This window comes from Streptomyces sp. WG5, assembly GCF_049974565.1.
GTDB lineage: Bacteria > Actinomycetota > Actinomycetes > Streptomycetales > Streptomycetaceae > Streptomyces.
In genome coordinates, this window is sequence record NZ_JBNGGC010000013.1 from 1 (window position 1) to 16,838 (window position 16,838).

The window sequence follows — 16,838 nt, forward strand, 5'->3', positions numbered from 1 at the left end:
CGCCCCGCCGCGGCACCGGCGGGTCGGCCGCGGCACCGGTCCCCCGGTCGGTGGCAGTCGGTCCAAGGCCGTCGCCCCGGCCCCCCCCCCGGCGGGGGGCGGGCCCGCCCCTCCGGTCATCCGGCGGCCACGCCGAGGTGCGGGGTGTGGTCGGTGCGGGTGGGACCGAGGCCGATCAGGCGGCGGAGGTCGAGGACGGCTGCCCGGTCGGGGGGCCAGGCGGTGTTCGCGGTGGTGCCGCGGTATCGCAGGCGCCGGCCGCCCCGGGGGACGAGCCGGGCGACAGCCCGTTCCACGGGTGGCCGCCGACGGCGGCAGGTGTCCTGCCGCCGGGGTCGGTGACGGCCTGCCTCGCGGCGGGCCTCGGCCGTCCGACCGTGGTGGGGGCGGAGGGCGGCGATGCGGTCGGCCTCGGCCGCGGCACCCTCGCCGCCCGCGACGGGACCCGGCGGGGTCCTGCCGGCCTTCGGGGCCCGGGCGTCGCAGGCGCCGCCGGCGGGGCACGCCGGTGCGATCACCCGGTCATGGGCCGGTCCGGCCGAGGACCTCCGCGACGAGTCGGCGCGCGTACGCGGCGTCGAGCCCGTCCGGGCGGAAGAGGATGCGGTACATCATGGGCGCGACGACGCGGTCGACGACCGCCTCGACGTCGGGCGTTTTCTCCCCGCGGTCAGCCGCTCGGGTGAGGATGAGGCTGATCTGGTCGGCGGCGTACGCCGAGCACTGGCCGGCGTTGCTGCCGTCCGGATCGCCGAGCAGGGCGTCGCGGATGTAGGCCCGGCCGGTGGGGGAGGCCATCTCGTCGAGGAACTGCTCGGCCCAGGCCGTCAGGTCGGACGACATGGCACCGTGGTCGCCGGGTGCGGTGTCGGGCCGCAGACGCTCGACCGCCACGTCCGACAACAGCTCCTGCAGGTCTCCCCAACGGCGGTAGATCGTCGACGGCGTCACGCCCGCACGCTGGGCGACCAGCGGTACGGTCAGGGCGTCCCGGCCCACTTCCGACTCGAGTTCGCGTACGGCGGCGTGGACCGATGCCTGCACCCGGGCGCTGCGCCCCCCGGGGCGCGCCATCTGCCTGCTCATAGAACCCATCTTAAAGCAAAATCATTGCGTCTAGCGGGCGTCCGTCTTCCGTCCTGCCTCCGTGCGATGGTCCTCTCCTCGCGGCAGCCGGCCGGTCGCGGCCGGACGGCGCGTTCGGCCCGGCCGGGGTGATCGGGCCGGGCCCAAGGCGCTCGGTCACGCCGCGCGCGCGAGCTCGCGGGCGGGCTGCGTCTGCTCGTAGGCGTGGCCGGCCCGCAGGAGCACGCTCTCGCCGAGCGGTCGCCCGAGCAGCTGCATGCCGATCGGCATGCCCGCCGCATCGTGGCCGACGGGGACGGACAGGGACGGCACCCCGGTGATGTCGGCGGGGGACGAGAGGCGTACGTAGGCGTCGGAGACGCCCTCGACGGTGCCGTCGGCCCAGGTGACGGTCTCCTGGCCGGCCTTGACCGCGGTCGCCGGTACGGAGGGGGCGGCGATCAGGTCGACCTCCCGCAACACGCGCGCCCACTCCTGCCGCATGAGGGTGCGGGCGCGCTGGGCGCGCAGGTAGTCCCCGGCGGGCATGAGTTCCCCGGCCTCGAGGAGGGTGCGGACGTCCGTCTGGTAGAGCTCGGGGACCGTGCGCAGGGTGCTCTCGTGGTAGGCGGTCGCCTCGGGCACCATCAGACCCCACTGGGTGGCCTGGATGTAGCGGGTCATGGGGATCTCGACCTCGACGAGGCGTGCGCCGAGGGCCTGGAGCCGGCTGATCGCGCGCCGTACGGCGGCTTCCACCTCCTCGTCGACGTGGTCGAAGTAGTAGTTGCGCGGCACACCCACGCGCAGCCCCGTCAGGTCCGTGTCCGAGGCCGGCCGGTAGTCCGTGGCGGGTGTGGTCAGGGAGGCGGGGTCCCGGGGGTCGTGCCCGGCCAGGGCGGTCAGGACCAGGGACGCGTCCTCGACGGTGCGGGTGATCGGGCCGACGTGGTCCAGTGACCAGGACAGGGACGTGACGCCGTGGCGGGGGACGAGGCCGTAGGTCGGCTTGAGGCCGACGACCCCGTTCAGCGCGGCGGGCACCCGGATCGATCCGCCGGTGTCGGTGCCCAGGGTGAAGGTCGCCGTGCCGGCGGCGACGGCGACGGCGGATCCGCCGCTGGAGCCGCCGGCGACCCGGCCGGTGTCCCAGGCGTTGCTGGTCTGCGGGGTGGTCAGCCCGTAGGCGAACTCGTGGGTGTGGGTCTTGCCGACCAGGACGGCTCCGGCCGCCGACAGGCGTGCGGCGACGGTGCTGTCGGCCTGCGCGCGGTGGCCGGCTCGGACGCGGGAGCTGGCGGACGTAGCCACGCCGACGACGTCGATCAGGTCCTTGAGGCCCATCGGGATGCCGTGCAGCGGACCACGGTAGCGGCCGGCCGCGATGTCGTTCCCGGCTTCGCGCGCGGCCCGGCGGGTGCGCTCGGCGGTGACGGTGACGTAGGCCCGAAGGTGCGGCTCCACCTGTTCGACGCGCTCCAGGACGGAGTCGGCCAGCTCGACGGGGGACAGCCGCCGGGCCCGGATCAGGTCGGCGGCCGCGCTCAGGGAGAGTTCATACGGCTGCATCGCGGGTGTCCTGTTCCGTGCGGTAGGCGGGGGCGGGCGGGGTGTCCCCGAAGTCCAGCTCCCGCAGGACCGCGACGACGGAGTGGATGTGGTGGGCGGTGGCCGCGACCGCGGCGTGGCGGCCGTCCGGCAGCGGGAGCCCGGCGCGGGCGGCCCAGCGGGCCGCTTCCGGCGGGGTGAGTTCGGCGGAGGACATGGAGGCTCTCTCCTCAGGGCTGGGGGAGCAACCCTCGCGACAAAGGCTAAAGGTTTGCTTTAGCCGACCGTAGAGCCTACGGTCGGCTAAAGCAAACCTATTGCGTTTAGTGCGAGGAGTCCCATGTCCGCCGTCATCCCCCGCGCACCTGCGCGATCCGGCCGGCACAGCACGACCATCCGTGACGAGACACAGGGAAACGACCGATCATGAGCACCGCACCGGCCACCGACCCGACCGCCGTCCCCTCCTGGACCGTGGGCGACGTGACCGTCCACCGCGTCGACGAGGTCCTCCTGCCGCCCGCCACCGGGCCGTGGCTGCTGCCCGGCGCGACACCGGACGTCGTCACCGGGCAGGACTGGCTGCGCCCCCACTTCGCCGACGACGAGGGCGTCCTGCACATCGACAGCCACAGCTTCGCGTTCACCGCCGGCGGGCTGCGCATCCTGGTGGACACCGGCATCGGCAACGGCAAGGAGCGGGCCAACCCCGCCTGGCACGACCTGGACACCGACTACCTTCAGCGCCTCACCGCCGCCGGATTCCCCCCGGACTCCGTCGACCTGGTGGTCCTCACCCACCTGCACGCCGACCACGTCGGCTGGAACACCCACGAGGTGAACGGCGAGTGGGTCCCCACCTTCCCCGGAGCCCGCTACCTCACCTCGCGCGTCGAGCGGGAGTTCTGGGCCGGGTACGACATGGAGGAGGCGCGCGGGCAGATGTTCCGCGACTCCGTGATCCCGGTGGAGGAGGCGGGCCTGCTCGACCTCGTCGACGTCCCCGCCGACGGCGTCGAGGTCGTCCCGGGCCTGCGCCTCATCCCCACCCCCGGGCACACCCCTGGCCACCTCGCCGTCGAACTGACCAGCCGCGGAGAGACGGCTGTGATCACCGGCGACTGCATCCACCACCCCGTCCAGCTCGCTCACCCCGCCATCGGGGCCTGCGTCGACATCGAGCCCGAGCGGTCCGAGGCCTCGCGCCGCACGCTGCTCGGCTCGCTCGCCGGCACGGACACCCTCGTCCTGGGCACCCACTTCGCGCCGCCCACCGCCGGCCGTGTCGTCACCCATGAGGGCGCCTACCGGCTCTCGCCCGTCCCCGCCGACCCGCACTGATCCGGTGTGCCGTGCCCCGCACGGGTCCGGGCAGCGCTTCGACCGTGCGCGCACGCACCTTGCTAGGCGACCGAGCCGATGCGCCCCGCCGGTGCCGCCGGGCCGTCGTGGTGGATCGGCGTGTGGGCGCCGGTCAGGGAGGCGCCCGTGCCGCCGCGGCGGGTCGCGACGATCTCGGCGGCGATGGACAGGGCCGTCTCCTCGGGGGTGCGGGCGCCGAGGTCGAGGCCGATGGGGGACCTGAGGCGGGTCAGCTCCAGGTCGCTCACGCCGACCTCGCGCAGGCGGGCGTCGCGGTCGAGGTGGGTGCGGCGGGAGCCCATCGCGCCGACGTAGGCCACCGGCAGGCGCAGCGCCAGCCGGAGCAGCGGTACGTCGAACTTGGCGTCGTGGGTCAGGACGCACAGCACCGTGCGCGCGTCGACCTCGGTGCGCGCGAGGTACTCGTGGGGCCACTCGACGACGATCTCGTCCGCGTCGGGGAAGCGGGCCTGCGTCGCGAAGACGGGGCGCGCGTCGCACACCGTCACGTGGTAGCCGAGGAACTTGCCGGCGCGGACCAGGGCCGAGGCGAAGTCGATCGCCCCGAAGACGATCATGCGGGGTGCCGGGACCGAGGACTCGATCAGCAGCGTGAGCGGCGCTCCGCAACGCGAGCCCCGCTCGCCGATCTCCAGGGTGCCGGTGCGGCCGGCGTCCAGGAAGGCGCCCGTCTCGGCGGCCACCGTGCGGTCCAGTTCGGGGTGGGCGCCGAAGCCGCCGGTGCGGGTGCCGTCCGGGTGGACGACGAGCGCGCGGCCGGTCAGTTCCGCCGGACCACTCACGATCCGGGCCACCGCCGCCGCCTCACCTCGCGCGGCGGCGGCGAGCGCGGCGGCCAGCGCCGGACGGGCGGGGTCGTGAGCCCGTACCGGCGTGACGAGGATGTCGATGACCCCGCCGCAGGTCAGACCCACGGCGAAGGCGTCCTCGTCGCTGTAGCCGAAGCGCTCCAGGACGGTTACGCCGTCCTGGAGGGCCTGCCGGCACAGCTCGTACACGGCGCCCTCCACGCAGCCGCCGGAGACCGAGCCGATCGCCGTGCCGTCGGCGCCCACCGCGAGGGCGGCGCCGGGCTGGCGCGGGGCGCTGCCGCCGACGGCCACCACGGTGGCCACGGCGAAGTCGCGTCCCTGCTCGACCCACCGGTCCAGCTCCTCGGCGATGTCCAGCATCTGTCGGTCTCCTTTGACGAAGGGTGCGTGACGGGTTCCCGGGCGGCGGCTAGTGCACGCCCAGCCAGCTCTCGATCGGGTTGAGGGCGAAGTAGACGATGAAGATCACCGTCAGGGCCCACATGAACGCGCCGATCTCCCGGGCCTTGCCCTGGGCGGCCTTGACGGCGACGTAGGAGATGACGCCGGCGGCGACACCCGCGGTGATGGAGTACGTGAACGGCATGAGGACGACGGTCAGGAAGACCGGGATCGCGGTGGCCCGGTCGGCCCAGTCCACGTGCCGGGCGTTCATCATCATCATCGCGCCGATGACGACCAGCGCGGCGGAGGCGACCTCCTGCGGCACGATCGCGGTGATCGGCGTGAAGAAGAGGCAGGCCGCGAAGAACAGGCCGGTGACGACCGAGGCGAGTCCGGTGCGGGCGCCTTCCCCGACACCGGTCGCGGACTCGACGAAGACGGTCTGGCCGGAGCCGCCCGCCACACCGCCGATCGCGCCGCCGGCGCCGTCGACGAACAGCGCCTTCGACAGGCCCGGCATCCGGCCCTTGTCGTCGGCGAGCTTCGCCTCGGTGCCGACGCCGATGATCGTGGCCATCGCGTCGAAGAACCCGGCCAGCACCAGCGTGAAGACGATCATGCCGACCGTCATCGCGCCGACCTCGCCCCAGCCGCCGAACTCCAGGTCGCCGAAGAGCGAGAAGTCCGGCATGGAGACGGCGCTGCCGTGCAGTTCGGGGGCGCCGTTGGCCCACTGCTCGGGGTCGATGACGCCGGTGGCGTTCAGCACGGAGGCGACGATCGTGCCGGTGACGATGCCGATCAGGATCGCGCCGGGCATGTCGCGCGCCTGGAGCATGAAGATCAGGAGCAGGGTGCCCGCGAAGAGCAGGACGGGCCAGCCCGCGAGTTCGCCGGCGGGGCCGAGGGTGAGCGGGGTCGCCTCGCCCGCATGGACGAAACCGCCCTTGACCAGGCCGATGATGGCGATGAACAGGCCGATGCCCATGGTGATGCCGTGCTTGAGGGCGAGCGGGATCGCGTTCATGATCATCTCGCGGAGCCCGGTGACCACGAGCAGCATGATCACCACGCCGTACATCACACACATGCCCATGGCCTGCGGCCAGGTCATCTGGGGGACGACCTGTCCGGCGATCACCCCGGACACCGAGAGTCCGGCGGCCAGGGCGAGCGGCACCTTGCCGACGAAGCCCATCAGCAGCGTGGTGACCGCCGCGGCGAGCGCCGTCGCGGTGATCAGGGCCTTCTGGCCCAGGGTGTCCCCCGCGGCGTCCTTGCCGGACAGGATCACGGGGTTGAGCAGGACGATGTACGCCATCGCCATGAAGGTGGTGGTGCCGCCGCGCACCTCACGCGCGACGGTGGATCCTCGGTGGGTGATGTGGAAGTACCGGTCGAGCCAAGACCGGCCGGCGGGGACGCGGGAACCCGCGCCCGCGTCCTCGGCGGTGGTCCTGGGCTCCACTGACTGCTGGGTCATGGGGCCGTCTCCCAAGGTTCATAGGTGCACCCGGGTCGACCGCCGGGGCGGCGGTCGCGGGATTTGGGATGGGTACGACCCGGGGGACGGCCCGAGACGAACGCGTGTGCAGTGGTGCATGTGCGGTGTTGCTTGTGTGGTGGTGCATGTGCGGTGGCGCATGTGCAGTGGTGCTTGTGTAGTGCGCCTGCCGTGGTGCGCGTGCCGTGGTGCGCGTGGATCGTGCTTCGAGCACCGCGAGCGGAGCGGTACTCGGGCTGTGCTCCGGGCGGCGCGGAGTGTGTGACGTTCCGTGCGCCGCCCGGAGGTTCACTCACGCCGTGCCGGTGAGGTGTTCCGGTCGTACCGGCGTGCGGTCGAGCGCCAGCCCGGTCGCGTTCCGGATGGCCGCGAGGACCGCCGGGGTCGACGACAGGGTGGGTGCCTCGCCGATGCCGCGCAGCCCGTACGGCGCGTGGTCGTCGGCGAGTTCGAGCACGTCGACCGGGATGGTCGGCGTGTCGAGGATGGTGGGGAGCAGGTAGTCCGTGAAGGACGGGTTCCTGACCTTCGCGGTCCTGGGATCGACGACGATCTCCTCCATCACCGCGATGCCCATGCCCTGGATGGTGCCGCCCTGGATCTGCCCGATGACGGAGAGCGGGTTGAGCGCCTTGCCGACGTCCTGGGCGCAGGCCAGCTCGATCACCTTGACCAGGCCGAGCTCCGTGTCGACCTCGACGACGGCGCGGTGCGCGGCGAAGGAGTACTGGACGTGGCCGTTGCCCTGGCCGGTGCGCAGGTCGAAGGGTTCGGTCGGCCGGTGCCGCCACTCCTCCTCGACCTCGACGGCCTCGCCCTCCAGGACGTCGGCCAGGTCGGAGAGGACCTCTCCGCCGTCGGTGACGACCTTGCCGCTCTCCAGGAGGAGTTCGGCGGTGGCCCAGGCCGGGTGGGAGGAGCCGAACTTGCGGCGGCCGATCTCCAGGACCTTCTCGCGGACCAGCTCGCAGGCGTTCTTCACGGCGCCGCCGGTGACGTACGTCTGCCGGGAGGCGGAGGTGGAGCCGGCCGAGCCGACCTGGGTGTCCGCCGGGTGGATGGTGACCTGGGTGACGCCCAGTTCGGTGCGGGCGATCTGCGCGTGGACGGTGACGCCGCCCTGGCCGACCTCCGCCATGGCGGTGTGCACGGTGGCCACCGGCTCGCCGCCGACGACCTCCACGCGGACCCTGGCCGTGGAGTAGTCGTCGAAGCCCTCGGAGAAACCGACGTTCTTGATGCCGACCGCGTAGCCGACGCCGCGGACGACGCCCTCGCCGTGCGTGGTGTTGGACAGGCCGCCGGGCAGCTGCCGTACGTCGGCCCCCTCGCTGGACTCCCACTGCCGCTCCGGCGGCATCGGCATCGCCTTGACGCGGCGGAGCAGTTCGGCGACCGGCGCCGGGGAGTCGACCGGCTGGCCGGTGGGCATGACGGTGCCCTGCTCCATGGCGTTGATCCGGCGGAACTCGACCGGGTCCATGCCGAGTTCCTTGGCCACCTTGTCCATCTGCGCCTCGTAGGCGAAGCACGCCTGGACCGCGCCGAAGCCGCGCATCGCGCCGCAGGGCGGGTTGTTGGAGTAGAGGGCGATGGCCTCGATGTCCACGTCGTCGACCACGTACGGGCCGACGGCCAGGGAGGCGGCGTTGCCGACGACCGCCGGGGAGGCGGAGGCGTAGGCGCCGCCGTCCAGGACGATGCGGCACTTCAGGTGCGTGAGCCTGCCGTCCTTGGTGGCGCCGTGCTCGTAGTGGAGCGTCGCCGGGTGGCGGTGGACGTGGCCGAAGAAGGATTCGAAGCGGTTGTAGACGATCTTGACCGGCTTGCCGGTGCGCATCGCCAGCAGGCAGGCGTGGATCTGCATCGACAGGTCCTCGCGCCCGCCGAACGCGCCGCCGACGCCGGACAGGGTCATGCGCACCTTGTCCTCGGGCAGGCCGAGCACGGGCGCGATCTGACGCAGGTCGGAGTGGAGCCACTGGGTGGCGACGTACAGCTCGACGCCGCCGTCCTCGGACGGCACCGCGAGGCCGGACTCGGGGCCGAGGAAGGCCTGGTCCTGCATGCCGAAGTAGTACTCGCCCTTGACGATCACGTCGGCGCGGGCGGCGGCCCCGTCGGCGTCGCCGCGGACGATCGGCTGGCGGTGCACGATGTTGGGGTGCGGGACGTGGCCGACGTGGTGGTCGTCGCGGTTCTCGTGGACGAGGATCGCGTCGGGGGCGGTCGCGGAGGCCTCGTCGGTGATGACGGGCAGCTCCCGGTACTCCACCTTGATCTTGGCGGCGGCGCGGCGCGCGGTCTCCGGGTGGTCGGCGGCGACGATCGCGACCGGTTCGCCGTGGTGGCGTACCTTGCCGTGCGCGAGGACCGGGGTGTCCCGGATCTCCAGGCCGTAGGCGCGCACGTCGGTGGGCAGGTCGTCGTACGTCATGACGGCGTACACGCCGGCCAGGGCGAGGGCCTCCCCCGTGTCGATGGAGACGATCTCGGCGTGTGCGACGGTGGAGCGCAGGATCTGGCCCCAGAGCATGTCCTCGTGCCACATGTCGGACGAGTACGCGAACTCGCCGGTGACCTTGAGGGTGCCGTCCGGGCGGAGCGTGGACTCGCCGATGCCGCCCCTGGTCTGGGATCCCTGGGTGATTTTCGTGGGTACGCCGGTGGCAGCCATGTTCAGACCCCCTCGGACTGACGGGCCGCGGCCAGGCGGACCGCGTCCATGATCTTCTCGTAGCCCGTGCAGCGGCACAGGTTGCCCGACAGCGCCTCGCGGATGTCCGCGTCGGTCGGGTTCGGGTTGCGCTCCAGCATCTCGTCGGCGGCGACCAGCAGACCGGGCGTGCAGAAGCCGCACTGGACGGCGCCGGCGTCGATGAACGCCTGCTGGACCGGGGCGAGTTCGGTGCCCTCGCCGGTCTGCGAGTCGGTGCCCTTGGCCTGCCACCGCTTGGCCTGGTCGAGGGTGGTGCCCTGGCCCGCGCCGCTGCTTCCGCCGTTCGCGTCGCCGCAGGCGCCGGTGGCGCAGCCCTGGGCGCGTTCCTTGGCGAAGTCGGCCAGGCCCTCGACGGTGACGACCTCGCGGCCCTGCGCCTGACCGGCCGCGACCAGGCAGGAGCAGACCGGAACTCCGTCCAGGCGGACCGTGCAGGAGCCGCACTCGCCCTGCTCACAGGCGTTCTTGGAACCGGGCAGGCCCATCCGCTCGCGCAGCACGTACAGCAGGGACTCGCCCTCCCACACGTCGTCGGCTTCCTGCGGACGTCCGTTGACAGTGAAGTTGACGCGCATTACGCGGCTCCCTCCGTGGTGTGGCGGGCGCCGCGGTACGACTCCCAGGTCCAGGTGAGCGTCCGGCGGGCCATGACGCCGACCGCGTGGCGGCGGTAGCTCGCGGTGCCCCGGACGTCGTCGATCGGGTTGCAGGCGGCGGAGCACAGGTCCGCGAACTGCTTGGCGACCGACGGGGTGATGATCTTTCCGTTGTCCCAGAATCCGCCCTCGTCGAGCGCCGCGTTCAGGAACTCCTCGGCGGCCGCGGCCCGGACCGGCGTGGGCGCGGCCGAGCCGATGCCGGTGCGGACGGTGCGGCTCTCGGGGTGCAGGGCGAGACCGAAGGCGCACACGGCGATGACCATGGCGTTGCGGGTGCCGACCTTGGAGAACTGCTGCGGCCCGTCGGCCTTCTTCACGTGCACGGCCCGGATCAGCTCGTCGGGCTCCAGCGCGTTGCGCTTCACGCCCTTGTAGAAGGCGTCGATCGGGATCAGCCGCCTGCCGCGCACCGACTCCGCCTCGACCTCGGCACCGGCGGCGAGCAGCGCCGGGTGGGCGTCGCCGGCCGGCGAGGCGGTGCCGAGGTTCCCGCCCACGCCGCCGCGGTTACGGATCTGCGGGGAGGCGACCGTGTGCGAGGCGAGGGCGAGTCCGGGGAGTTCGGTGCGGAGGTGTTCCATGATCCGGGTGTACGGGACGGAGGCGCCGAGTCGCACGGTGTCCTCGCCGACCTCCCACTCGGAGAGGTCGCCGATGCGGTTCAGGTCCATCAGGTACTCGGGCCTGCGATGGTCGAAGTTGATCTCGACCATCACGTCGGTGCCACCCGCAATCGGCACAGCGGTGGGGTGCTCGGCCTTCGCGGCGAGCGCCTCCTCCCAGCTGGCGGGGCGAAGGAAGTCCATGACCGGCTCTCTTCTTCGTCTGGTGAGTCGTACAGATTGAGCCAATCCGTGTGCGGCGGGCCCGGCTCGTTCAAGTGCTGTTCACGGGGAGTGCGCTCAGTACACCGGCCGGTGCTCCACCAGGGTCAGTCGCAGAAACCATGAAGGAGTTGGCTGGCCAGCGCGGGCATCTTGTAGATTCGTATGAATGGAGGTCCTCAGTCACCTCCTCGTTTTCCTCCGGAAACGGGCGACACAGCCGCGTGACCTGGACCACTTCGAGACAAAGAACGGCGGCGACGAGAATGCGGCTGCGCGCACTGCTGGACACCGACGCGCTGGGCCTCAAGCTGCTCGGCGGCGAGGACGAGCTGGACCGCTCCGTGCGGGGCGTGATGACCACCGACCTGCGGGACCCCAGCCGCTACCTCTCCGGCGGGGAACTGGTCCTCACCGGCCTGGCCTGGCGCCGGGACGCCGCCGACTCCGAGCCGTTCGTCCGCCTCCTGGTGCAGGCCCAGGTGGCCGCCCTCGCCGCGGGTGAGGCGGAGCTGGGAAGCGTGCCCGAGGACCTGGTGCTGGCGTGCGCGCGGCACCGGCTGCCGCTGTTCGCGGTGAACGAGTCGGTCGCCTTCGCGACCATCACCGAGCATGTCGTCCGCCAGGTGTCCGGCGAGCGGGCCGGCGACCTCGCGGCCGTGGTGGACCGGCACCGCCGGATGATGACCTCCGGCCCGGCGGGCGGCGGCCCCGACGTCGTCCTGGACCTGCTCGGCTCCGACCTCGACCTGCGGGCGTGGGTGCTGTCCCCGACCGGGCGTCCCGTCGCCGGCCCGAAGGACGCGGGCTCCGCCCTGTCCTCGCAGGTGTGCGCGCAACTGGCGGCGGAACACCTCGCGGCCACCCGCGCGGGCCGGCGCGCGCCGCACCGGGTGACCCTGGGCGCGACGACGTACAGCCTCTTCCCGGTGCACGGCTCGGGGCACCGCCCGCCCGGCGCCGGCGCGGGTCGCCTGCCGCAGGCCCCCCGGGACGTGCGCGAGACGGTGCTGTCCGACTGGCTGCTGGTCGTGGAGGCGGACGCCGGGGACTGGGCCGGGGAACGGCTCGACCTGCTCTACGGCGTCACGCAGCTGATCGCGGTCGAGCGGGACCGCCGGGACGCGGCGCGCACGGTGCGGCGGCGGCTCGCGCAGGAAGTCCTGGAACTCGTGCAGACGGGCGCCGCGCCCGCCGAGATCGCGGCCCGGCTGCGGGTCGCGGCACCGGTCCTGCTGCCGGGCCTCGGCGCGGCCCCGCACTGGCAGGTCGTCGTGGCCCGCGTCGAGTGGGAGGACGGCACGGAGGGCCCGGCGGTCACCGGCCCGGTCGCCCAGACCCTGCTGGAGGAAATCCTCGTCGACCCGTCAGCCACCGGCCCCGAGCAGTCCGACCGCATCGCGGTGGCGCACACCGGCGAGGAGGCCGTCGCCCTCGTACCGCTGCCGGCGGTCTCCAGCGAGCACGACGGCTCCGAGGCCGGCATCCTCGCGGACGCGCTGCTGGCGTCCGTCCAGGAACCGCTGTCGGCCGGGCTGGACGGCGACGGGCGGGTCACGCTCGGGGTCAGCGCCGCCGTGCACTCGGCGGAGGGGCTGCGCGGCGCGCTGGAGGAGGCGCGGCACGCACGGCGGGTCGCCGCCGCGCGCCCCGGCCGGGTGTGCGCGGCCGGCCACCAGGAACTGGCCTCGCACGTCCTGCTGCTCCCCTTCGTCCCCGACGACGTCCGCCGGGCCTTCACCGCCCGGCTGCTGGACCCGCTGCGGGACTACGACCGCCGCCACCGCGCCGAGCTCATTCCGACGCTGGAGTCGTTCCTCGACTGCGACGGCTCCTGGACGCGCTGCGCGACCCGGCTCCACCTGCACGTCAACACGCTGCGCTACCGGGTCGGACGGATCGAGCAGTTGACGGGGCGCGACCTGTCACGCCTCGAGGACAAGCTCGATTTCTTCCTGGCACTGCGGATGAGCTGAGACCGCGGGGCGCCCGCGGCCCCGAAACGGTCCCAAACCTCGGGACCGGGAAGTCCCACGACTTTGTGAAAAGTTTCACCCATCCTCTTGGCCGAGCCGCCGGATCCGTGCTGAGATGCGCCCACCACTCGAGAGCTCGATGGCGTGCCAAGGGAGGGCGACGTGGCGCATTCCGCCATGGCCGGTTCTGGTTGGGGAACGACCGAAGGTGACGATCCGCTCCAGACCGCCGTATGGCGGTTGCGCTCGCGCGCCTGCTGGGCCGACGCGGCGGCCCTGCTGGAGCCGGTCACCGCGGCCACCGCCTTGCAGCGGACCGCGCTGCTGGTGGAGCGGTGCCTGTACACCGAGCAGGGCTGGGCGGAGGCCGAGGACGCGCTGCGCGCCGCCGAGGCACTGGCCCACAGCGACGACGAGCGCGGAGCCGCCGCTTGCGAACGCGGGCAGCTCGCCTACGCCGCCACGGTGCACGGGGTGCGGGACCGGGCCGACGAGGCGCGGGCCGCGCTGGGCCGGGCGGCGGCGCTGATCGCGCCGGGGGCCGGGGGGCGGGCGCTGCTGGACTTCCGGCGCGGACTGCTGGCGGAGAACCTGACCCGCTCGCCGCAGGCCGCCCGCGCGGCGTACCGGCGGGCGCACGCGGGGGCGACCGCGCACGCCGACCCACTGCTCCAGTCCTTCACCTGGCGCCACCTGGCCGGACTCGCCCTGCGGGAAGGGGAGTTGGCCGAGGCGCGGCACGGTTTCGCCGAGTCGCTGCGGATCCGCGAGGAGCTGGGGTACCTCGTCGGTACGGCGCCGGCGCTGGTGTCGCTCGCGGACGCGGAGGCCGAACCGGAGGCGTCGCGGCTGCGGGAGGAGGCGCGGCGGCTGTTCCGGCTGCTGGGCGGTGTACCGACGTGGCTGGCCCGGCAGCTGGCACCGCCGGCCGCGGGCGCGGCGACGGCGTGACGGCGCGCAGCCCGGCGGCAGGGGCAAGGGACGCCGGGACGGCCCGAGGCCCCGAGCCACGTGCAGAGGGCGACGCCGCGACACACAGCCCGGCGACACGCACAGAGGACGACGCGACCGCACACGGCCCGGCGGCCGTCACGGGAACCTGCTCCAGCGCGGGGCCGTGACGGCCCAGGCGGCGTCCCACCCGGCGAGGTTGCGCCGTCGCAGCAGGAGCCCGGTGATCCCGTGGGCGGCGAGACCGGTGAGGACGACGCCCAGGAAGGCGACGATCGCCCAGCCCATCGTGCGGCTGCGGATCTGCTCCGCGGTCAGCGGCGGCTCGGTGATCTTCCCTGCCGTGTCGACCCAGACCAGGACGGTGCTGCCCGCGGGCAGCCCCGGCTCGACGTCGGTCTTCCCGGTCCGCGTCCCGCCGCCCGGACCGCTGAACCGCACCTTGACCGGATACCGGGTCTTCTTCGCCTCGTCCGAGCCGGGCTCCGGGTGGCGCGGGGCGTCGTGAACGAGGACCGCGGGGCGGTGGTCCCGGGTGTCGGCCTCGTGCTCGGCGGTCCCCCGGTAGTGGCGGTGGGCGGTGTCGCCCACCGCGAACATCGCCGCCGGGGCCGACACCAGCACGGCGAGCAGGAGCCCGAGGGCGACCCAGGCCTGCAGCAGGTCGGTACGGCGCCGCAGGGGATTGCGCCGCCACCGCCACAGCAGGAGGTACGGATGTCGTCCGGGGTCGGGAGCTGCGGGCGGTGGCTGTGCGGGAGGTATCTCACCAGCCACGGTGCGCCTCCTTCCTGGGTCGGGTTCCTGGGCCGGGCTGCCGGAGCGGCGCCGCCGCCGGTGCGACGACGACGGCGAGGTCGGGTGGGATTCGGGAGGGGGCTCGGGGGGGGGCCGGGGGGTTCGGGGGGCCGGGGGGTTCGGGGGCTCGGTGAGTACGGCCGGACGGGCCGACGGGGTGGTCGGCCCCGCGTCGGCGCAGCGGAGCTCGTCCGCCACCCGTCGGCTGCCGGGCCGGGCGGGCTCGGGTGTCGCGGCCGGGGCGGGGGTGGGTCCGCCGTCTGTTCGGAGGCGGTCCGCGTCTGTTCGGGACCGCTCGGGACGACGGTGGAGTGGCGGCCGGCTGATGTGGACCGGGCCGGGGCGCCGCCTCCGCGCTGCGCCCGTGCGCTCGGGGTCACGGCTCGGACCACGGGCTCGGGGCCGCGCGTTCGGGGCCGCGGGCCGGTCGGCGGCCCTGGTGGCGGGCGGGCCGGGTCGAGCCGGGGCCCGAGCGCGCCGGGTGAGCCGCCGCGGAGCGGCCGGGACCCGCGCACACCGGGTGAGTGTCCGCGGACCGCGGCGGCCGGGTCAGTGCGGGTGCTCGTCCGGTGGGTCCGTGCCGGTGGTCGACGGGTGGGAGTGCGCGGCCTCCAGGAGCTTGGCGGCGCCGCGCACGGCGGCCGTGTGCGGCGCCGGCACGGCACGCAGGGCCACATGCAGCCTGTCGGTGAGGTGACAGGTGACCTCGGGACGCAGGGCGCCCCCGCCCGCGAGCAGCGGCCCCCTGCTCAGGGCGTCGACGGTGAGGGACGTACTGTCCTGCCGCAGCATCGAGGTCGTCATGTCGGCCACCGCCTCGCTGATCCGCGCGGCCGGGGTGACGTCGTCGATGTCCCCCGTGCCCAGCGCGGTGCGGCGCGCGTCGTGAACGGCGCCGTCCACCAGCAGGACCACCTCGGTCAGATGCGCGCCGATGTCGATCACGAGCAGCGGCCGGAACAGGTCCGCGCCCGCCGCGAGGGCCACGGCGCGCGCGCTGGGGACGGTCAGCACGCTGCGCGGGCGCAGCACCTCCACGGCCGTACGGGCCTCGGCCCGGTAGGCGAACCCGTCCAGCACCGGCGCGGTCACCACGACCAGGGGACGGGCGAAGCGGGGCAGGCGGTGGCCGAGCAGCCGGTCGAGCATCCGCGCCGTGCCCTGGGTGTCGACGATGGAGCCGCGCCGGATGGGGTGGACCGCGCCGGTGCCGGGGAAGGTCACCGTCGGCACGTCGAGGATCATTCCGCGCCCGGCGACCCAGGCCCGGGTCCGGGCGCTGCCCATGTCGAGGGCGACGCCGCTGCACTGGCGGCACAGCGGCCACGGGCGGTGCCGGCCCAGGGCGGCGCCGGGCCGGCGCACCACGGTCATCGTCCGGCCTCCCGCACCTGCTGGCAGCGAGCGCAGTAGCGGGCCTGCGGCACGACCACCAGGCGCTCGCGGTCGATGGGACGCCGGCACAGATGGCAGATGCCGTAACGGCCCTCGGCCATGCGCTCGAGTGCGGCTTCCACGTCGGCGAGGACCATGCGCGCGGAGGCCGCGAGCTTGACCCGCACCTCGGTCTGCGCGGCGGACCGCCGCTGGATCAGCTCGTCGGCGCGGGACGGGACGGTCGCGATCTGCCGCAGCTGCTCCTCGCGGAACAGCCGCTGCTCGTGAAGGCTGTCCCGGAGCGCGGCGAGGTCCTCGGGCGACAGAGGCGACACAAGCGTGTCGCGGTCGCCGATGATCTGGTTGTTCACCACTTCACCCACTTCACCCCTTGGGCGGGGCGGGAGACGAAGACTGGACGGACGGTGGTCAGGCGGCGGCGCGGCGCTGGCAGGCGACGCAGTACCGCGTGTACGGGAGGATTTCCAGGCGCTCCCCCGGGACGGGCTTGCCGCAGCCCAGGCAGGTGCCGTAGGTGCCGTCCTCGATACGGGCGAAGGCCTCCTCGATCTCCTTGAGGACCCGCTCGATGGCGGCCTTCTGCGCGGACATCAGCTGGTCGTCCGCCTGGCCGCTCTCCCCGAGGGCCTGTAGCTGGGTCAGCCGGGTGTTGCGGGCGTGTTCGAGGCGCTGGCGTGCCTCGTGGGCGGTCAGCCGCTCGGGGCGGGGTTCGATGCGGGAGGTGTCGAGCGACACGGCGAGTCCTCTTCTCGACAGGGCCTGCTTCTCAGAAGGGCCTGCGGGTACGGCGAGCGCCGGGCCGAACGGACCCGGTCAG

16 protein-coding genes are annotated in these 16,838 nt (G+C 73.7%); 3 read left to right on the top strand and 13 right to left on the bottom strand.

Going from position 1 to position 16,838, the window contains the following annotated elements; genetic code table 11:
* Window positions 1–116 precede the first annotated feature (116 nt).
* The 4 genes from ACP4IX_RS15715 to ACP4IX_RS15730 form a co-directional block, all read right to left on the bottom strand.
* Window positions 117–518: a hypothetical protein gene (locus ACP4IX_RS15715; protein WP_426555870.1), complete on the bottom strand. Its 402-nt coding sequence runs from the start codon at window positions 516–518 to the stop codon at window positions 117–119.
* 4 nt (window positions 519–522) lie between these two features.
* A complete protein-coding gene (locus tag ACP4IX_RS15720) occupies window positions 523–1,086 on the bottom strand; it encodes a TetR/AcrR family transcriptional regulator (protein ID WP_426522791.1) in 564 nt (187 codons plus the stop codon).
* Between the two features lie 156 nt (window positions 1,087–1,242).
* On the bottom strand, window positions 1,243–2,634 hold the full coding sequence (locus ACP4IX_RS15725) for an amidase (protein ID WP_426555871.1): 1,392 nt from the start codon (window positions 2,632–2,634) through the stop codon (window positions 1,243–1,245).
* On the bottom strand, window positions 2,621–2,830 hold the full coding sequence (locus tag ACP4IX_RS15730; protein WP_426522789.1) for a hypothetical protein: 210 nt from the start codon (window positions 2,828–2,830) through the stop codon (window positions 2,621–2,623). The genes ACP4IX_RS15725 and ACP4IX_RS15730 overlap by 14 nt, the downstream gene beginning before the upstream one ends.
* Window positions 2,831–3,039: 209 nt before the next feature.
* Here ACP4IX_RS15730 and ACP4IX_RS15735 point away from each other — a divergent pair, with 209 nt between their 5' ends.
* Window positions 3,040–3,954: an MBL fold metallo-hydrolase gene (locus tag ACP4IX_RS15735; protein WP_426522788.1), complete on the top strand. Its 915-nt coding sequence runs from the start codon at window positions 3,040–3,042 to the stop codon at window positions 3,952–3,954.
* A gap of 62 nt (window positions 3,955–4,016) precedes the next feature.
* Here the strand turns inward: ACP4IX_RS15735 and ACP4IX_RS15740 are convergent, their stop codons facing one another.
* From ACP4IX_RS15740 to ACP4IX_RS15760, 5 genes are all read right to left on the bottom strand, one after another.
* Window positions 4,017–5,168, bottom strand: a complete 1,152-nt coding sequence (locus ACP4IX_RS15740; protein ID WP_426555872.1) for an XdhC family protein — start codon at window positions 5,166–5,168, stop codon at window positions 4,017–4,019.
* Between the two features lie 49 nt (window positions 5,169–5,217).
* Entirely contained in the window at window positions 5,218–6,675 is a 1,458-nt protein-coding gene (locus ACP4IX_RS15745; protein WP_426555873.1) for an NCS2 family permease, read from the bottom strand.
* Between the two features lie 313 nt (window positions 6,676–6,988).
* Entirely contained in the window at window positions 6,989–9,373 is a 2,385-nt protein-coding gene (locus ACP4IX_RS15750) for a xanthine dehydrogenase family protein molybdopterin-binding subunit (protein ID WP_426555874.1), read from the bottom strand.
* A gap of 2 nt (window positions 9,374–9,375) precedes the next feature.
* On the bottom strand, window positions 9,376–9,990 hold the full coding sequence (locus tag ACP4IX_RS15755; protein WP_426522784.1) for a (2Fe-2S)-binding protein: 615 nt from the start codon (window positions 9,988–9,990) through the stop codon (window positions 9,376–9,378).
* Window positions 9,990–10,880, bottom strand: coding sequence for an FAD binding domain-containing protein (locus ACP4IX_RS15760; RefSeq protein WP_426522783.1), 891 nt, complete (start codon window positions 10,878–10,880; stop codon window positions 9,990–9,992). Before ACP4IX_RS15760 ends, ACP4IX_RS15755 begins: the two co-directional genes overlap by 1 nt.
* 284 nt (window positions 10,881–11,164) lie before the next feature.
* Between ACP4IX_RS15760 and ACP4IX_RS15765 the strand changes: the two genes are divergently transcribed.
* Together ACP4IX_RS15765 and ACP4IX_RS15770 are read left to right on the top strand one after the other, a co-directional pair.
* Window positions 11,165–12,874 carry a PucR family transcriptional regulator gene (locus tag ACP4IX_RS15765; RefSeq protein WP_426522782.1) on the top strand — a complete coding sequence of 570 codons (1,710 nt, stop codon included), beginning with the start codon at window positions 11,165–11,167 and terminating at the stop codon, window positions 12,872–12,874.
* Window positions 12,875–13,036: 162 nt separating this feature from the next.
* A complete protein-coding gene (locus ACP4IX_RS15770) occupies window positions 13,037–13,825 on the top strand; it encodes a hypothetical protein (protein WP_426522781.1) in 789 nt (262 codons plus the stop codon).
* Window positions 13,826–13,963: 138 nt separating this feature from the next.
* Here ACP4IX_RS15770 and ACP4IX_RS15775 read toward each other — a convergent pair whose 3' ends face one another.
* The 4 genes from ACP4IX_RS15775 to ACP4IX_RS15790 all read right to left on the bottom strand — a co-directional run bounded on the left by ACP4IX_RS15775 (window position 13,964) and on the right by ACP4IX_RS15790 (window position 16,756).
* Entirely contained in the window at window positions 13,964–14,602 is a 639-nt protein-coding gene (locus ACP4IX_RS15775) for an Rv1733c family protein (RefSeq protein WP_426555875.1), read from the bottom strand.
* Between the two features lie 570 nt (window positions 14,603–15,172).
* Complete coding sequence (locus ACP4IX_RS15780) at window positions 15,173–15,997, bottom strand: rod shape-determining protein (protein WP_426555876.1); 825 nt, start codon at window positions 15,995–15,997, stop codon at window positions 15,173–15,175.
* Window positions 15,994–16,374 carry a TraR/DksA family transcriptional regulator gene (locus ACP4IX_RS15785; protein WP_426555963.1) on the bottom strand — a complete coding sequence of 127 codons (381 nt, stop codon included), beginning with the start codon at window positions 16,372–16,374 and terminating at the stop codon, window positions 15,994–15,996. The genes ACP4IX_RS15780 and ACP4IX_RS15785 overlap by 4 nt, the downstream gene beginning before the upstream one ends.
* 55 nt (window positions 16,375–16,429) lie before the next feature.
* Window positions 16,430–16,756 (bottom strand): TraR/DksA C4-type zinc finger protein, encoded by a 327-nt coding sequence (locus ACP4IX_RS15790; RefSeq protein ID WP_426522778.1) that lies wholly within the window; start codon window positions 16,754–16,756, stop codon window positions 16,430–16,432.
* Window positions 16,757–16,838: the final 82 nt, after the last annotated feature.

Bases quoted from the DNA above. Each gene is read 5' to 3' on its own strand.
- ACP4IX_RS15730 (WP_426522789.1), bottom strand. From the start codon at position 2,830: ATGTCCTCCGCCGAACTCACCCCGCCGGAAGCGGCCCGCTGGGCCGCC.
- ACP4IX_RS15720 (WP_426522791.1), bottom strand. From the start codon at position 1,086: ATGAGCAGGCAGATGGCGCGCCCCGGGGGGCGCAGCGCCCGGGTGCAG.
- ACP4IX_RS15760 (WP_426522783.1), bottom strand. From the start codon at position 10,880: ATGGACTTCCTTCGCCCCGCCAGCTGGGAGGAGGCGCTCGCCGCGAAG.
- ACP4IX_RS15780 (WP_426555876.1), bottom strand. From the start codon at position 15,997: ATGACCGTGGTGCGCCGGCCCGGCGCCGCCCTGGGCCGGCACCGCCCG.
- ACP4IX_RS15750 (WP_426555874.1), bottom strand. From the start codon at position 9,373: ATGGCTGCCACCGGCGTACCCACGAAAATCACCCAGGGATCCCAGACC.
- ACP4IX_RS15765 (WP_426522782.1), top strand. From the start codon at position 11,165: ATGCGGCTGCGCGCACTGCTGGACACCGACGCGCTGGGCCTCAAGCTG.
- ACP4IX_RS15755 (WP_426522784.1), bottom strand. From the start codon at position 9,990: ATGCGCGTCAACTTCACTGTCAACGGACGTCCGCAGGAAGCCGACGAC.
- ACP4IX_RS15735 (WP_426522788.1), top strand. From the start codon at position 3,040: ATGAGCACCGCACCGGCCACCGACCCGACCGCCGTCCCCTCCTGGACC.
- ACP4IX_RS15725 (WP_426555871.1), bottom strand. From the start codon at position 2,634: ATGCAGCCGTATGAACTCTCCCTGAGCGCGGCCGCCGACCTGATCCGG.
- ACP4IX_RS15740 (WP_426555872.1), bottom strand. From the start codon at position 5,168: ATGCTGGACATCGCCGAGGAGCTGGACCGGTGGGTCGAGCAGGGACGC.
- ACP4IX_RS15745 (WP_426555873.1), bottom strand. From the start codon at position 6,675: ATGACCCAGCAGTCAGTGGAGCCCAGGACCACCGCCGAGGACGCGGGC.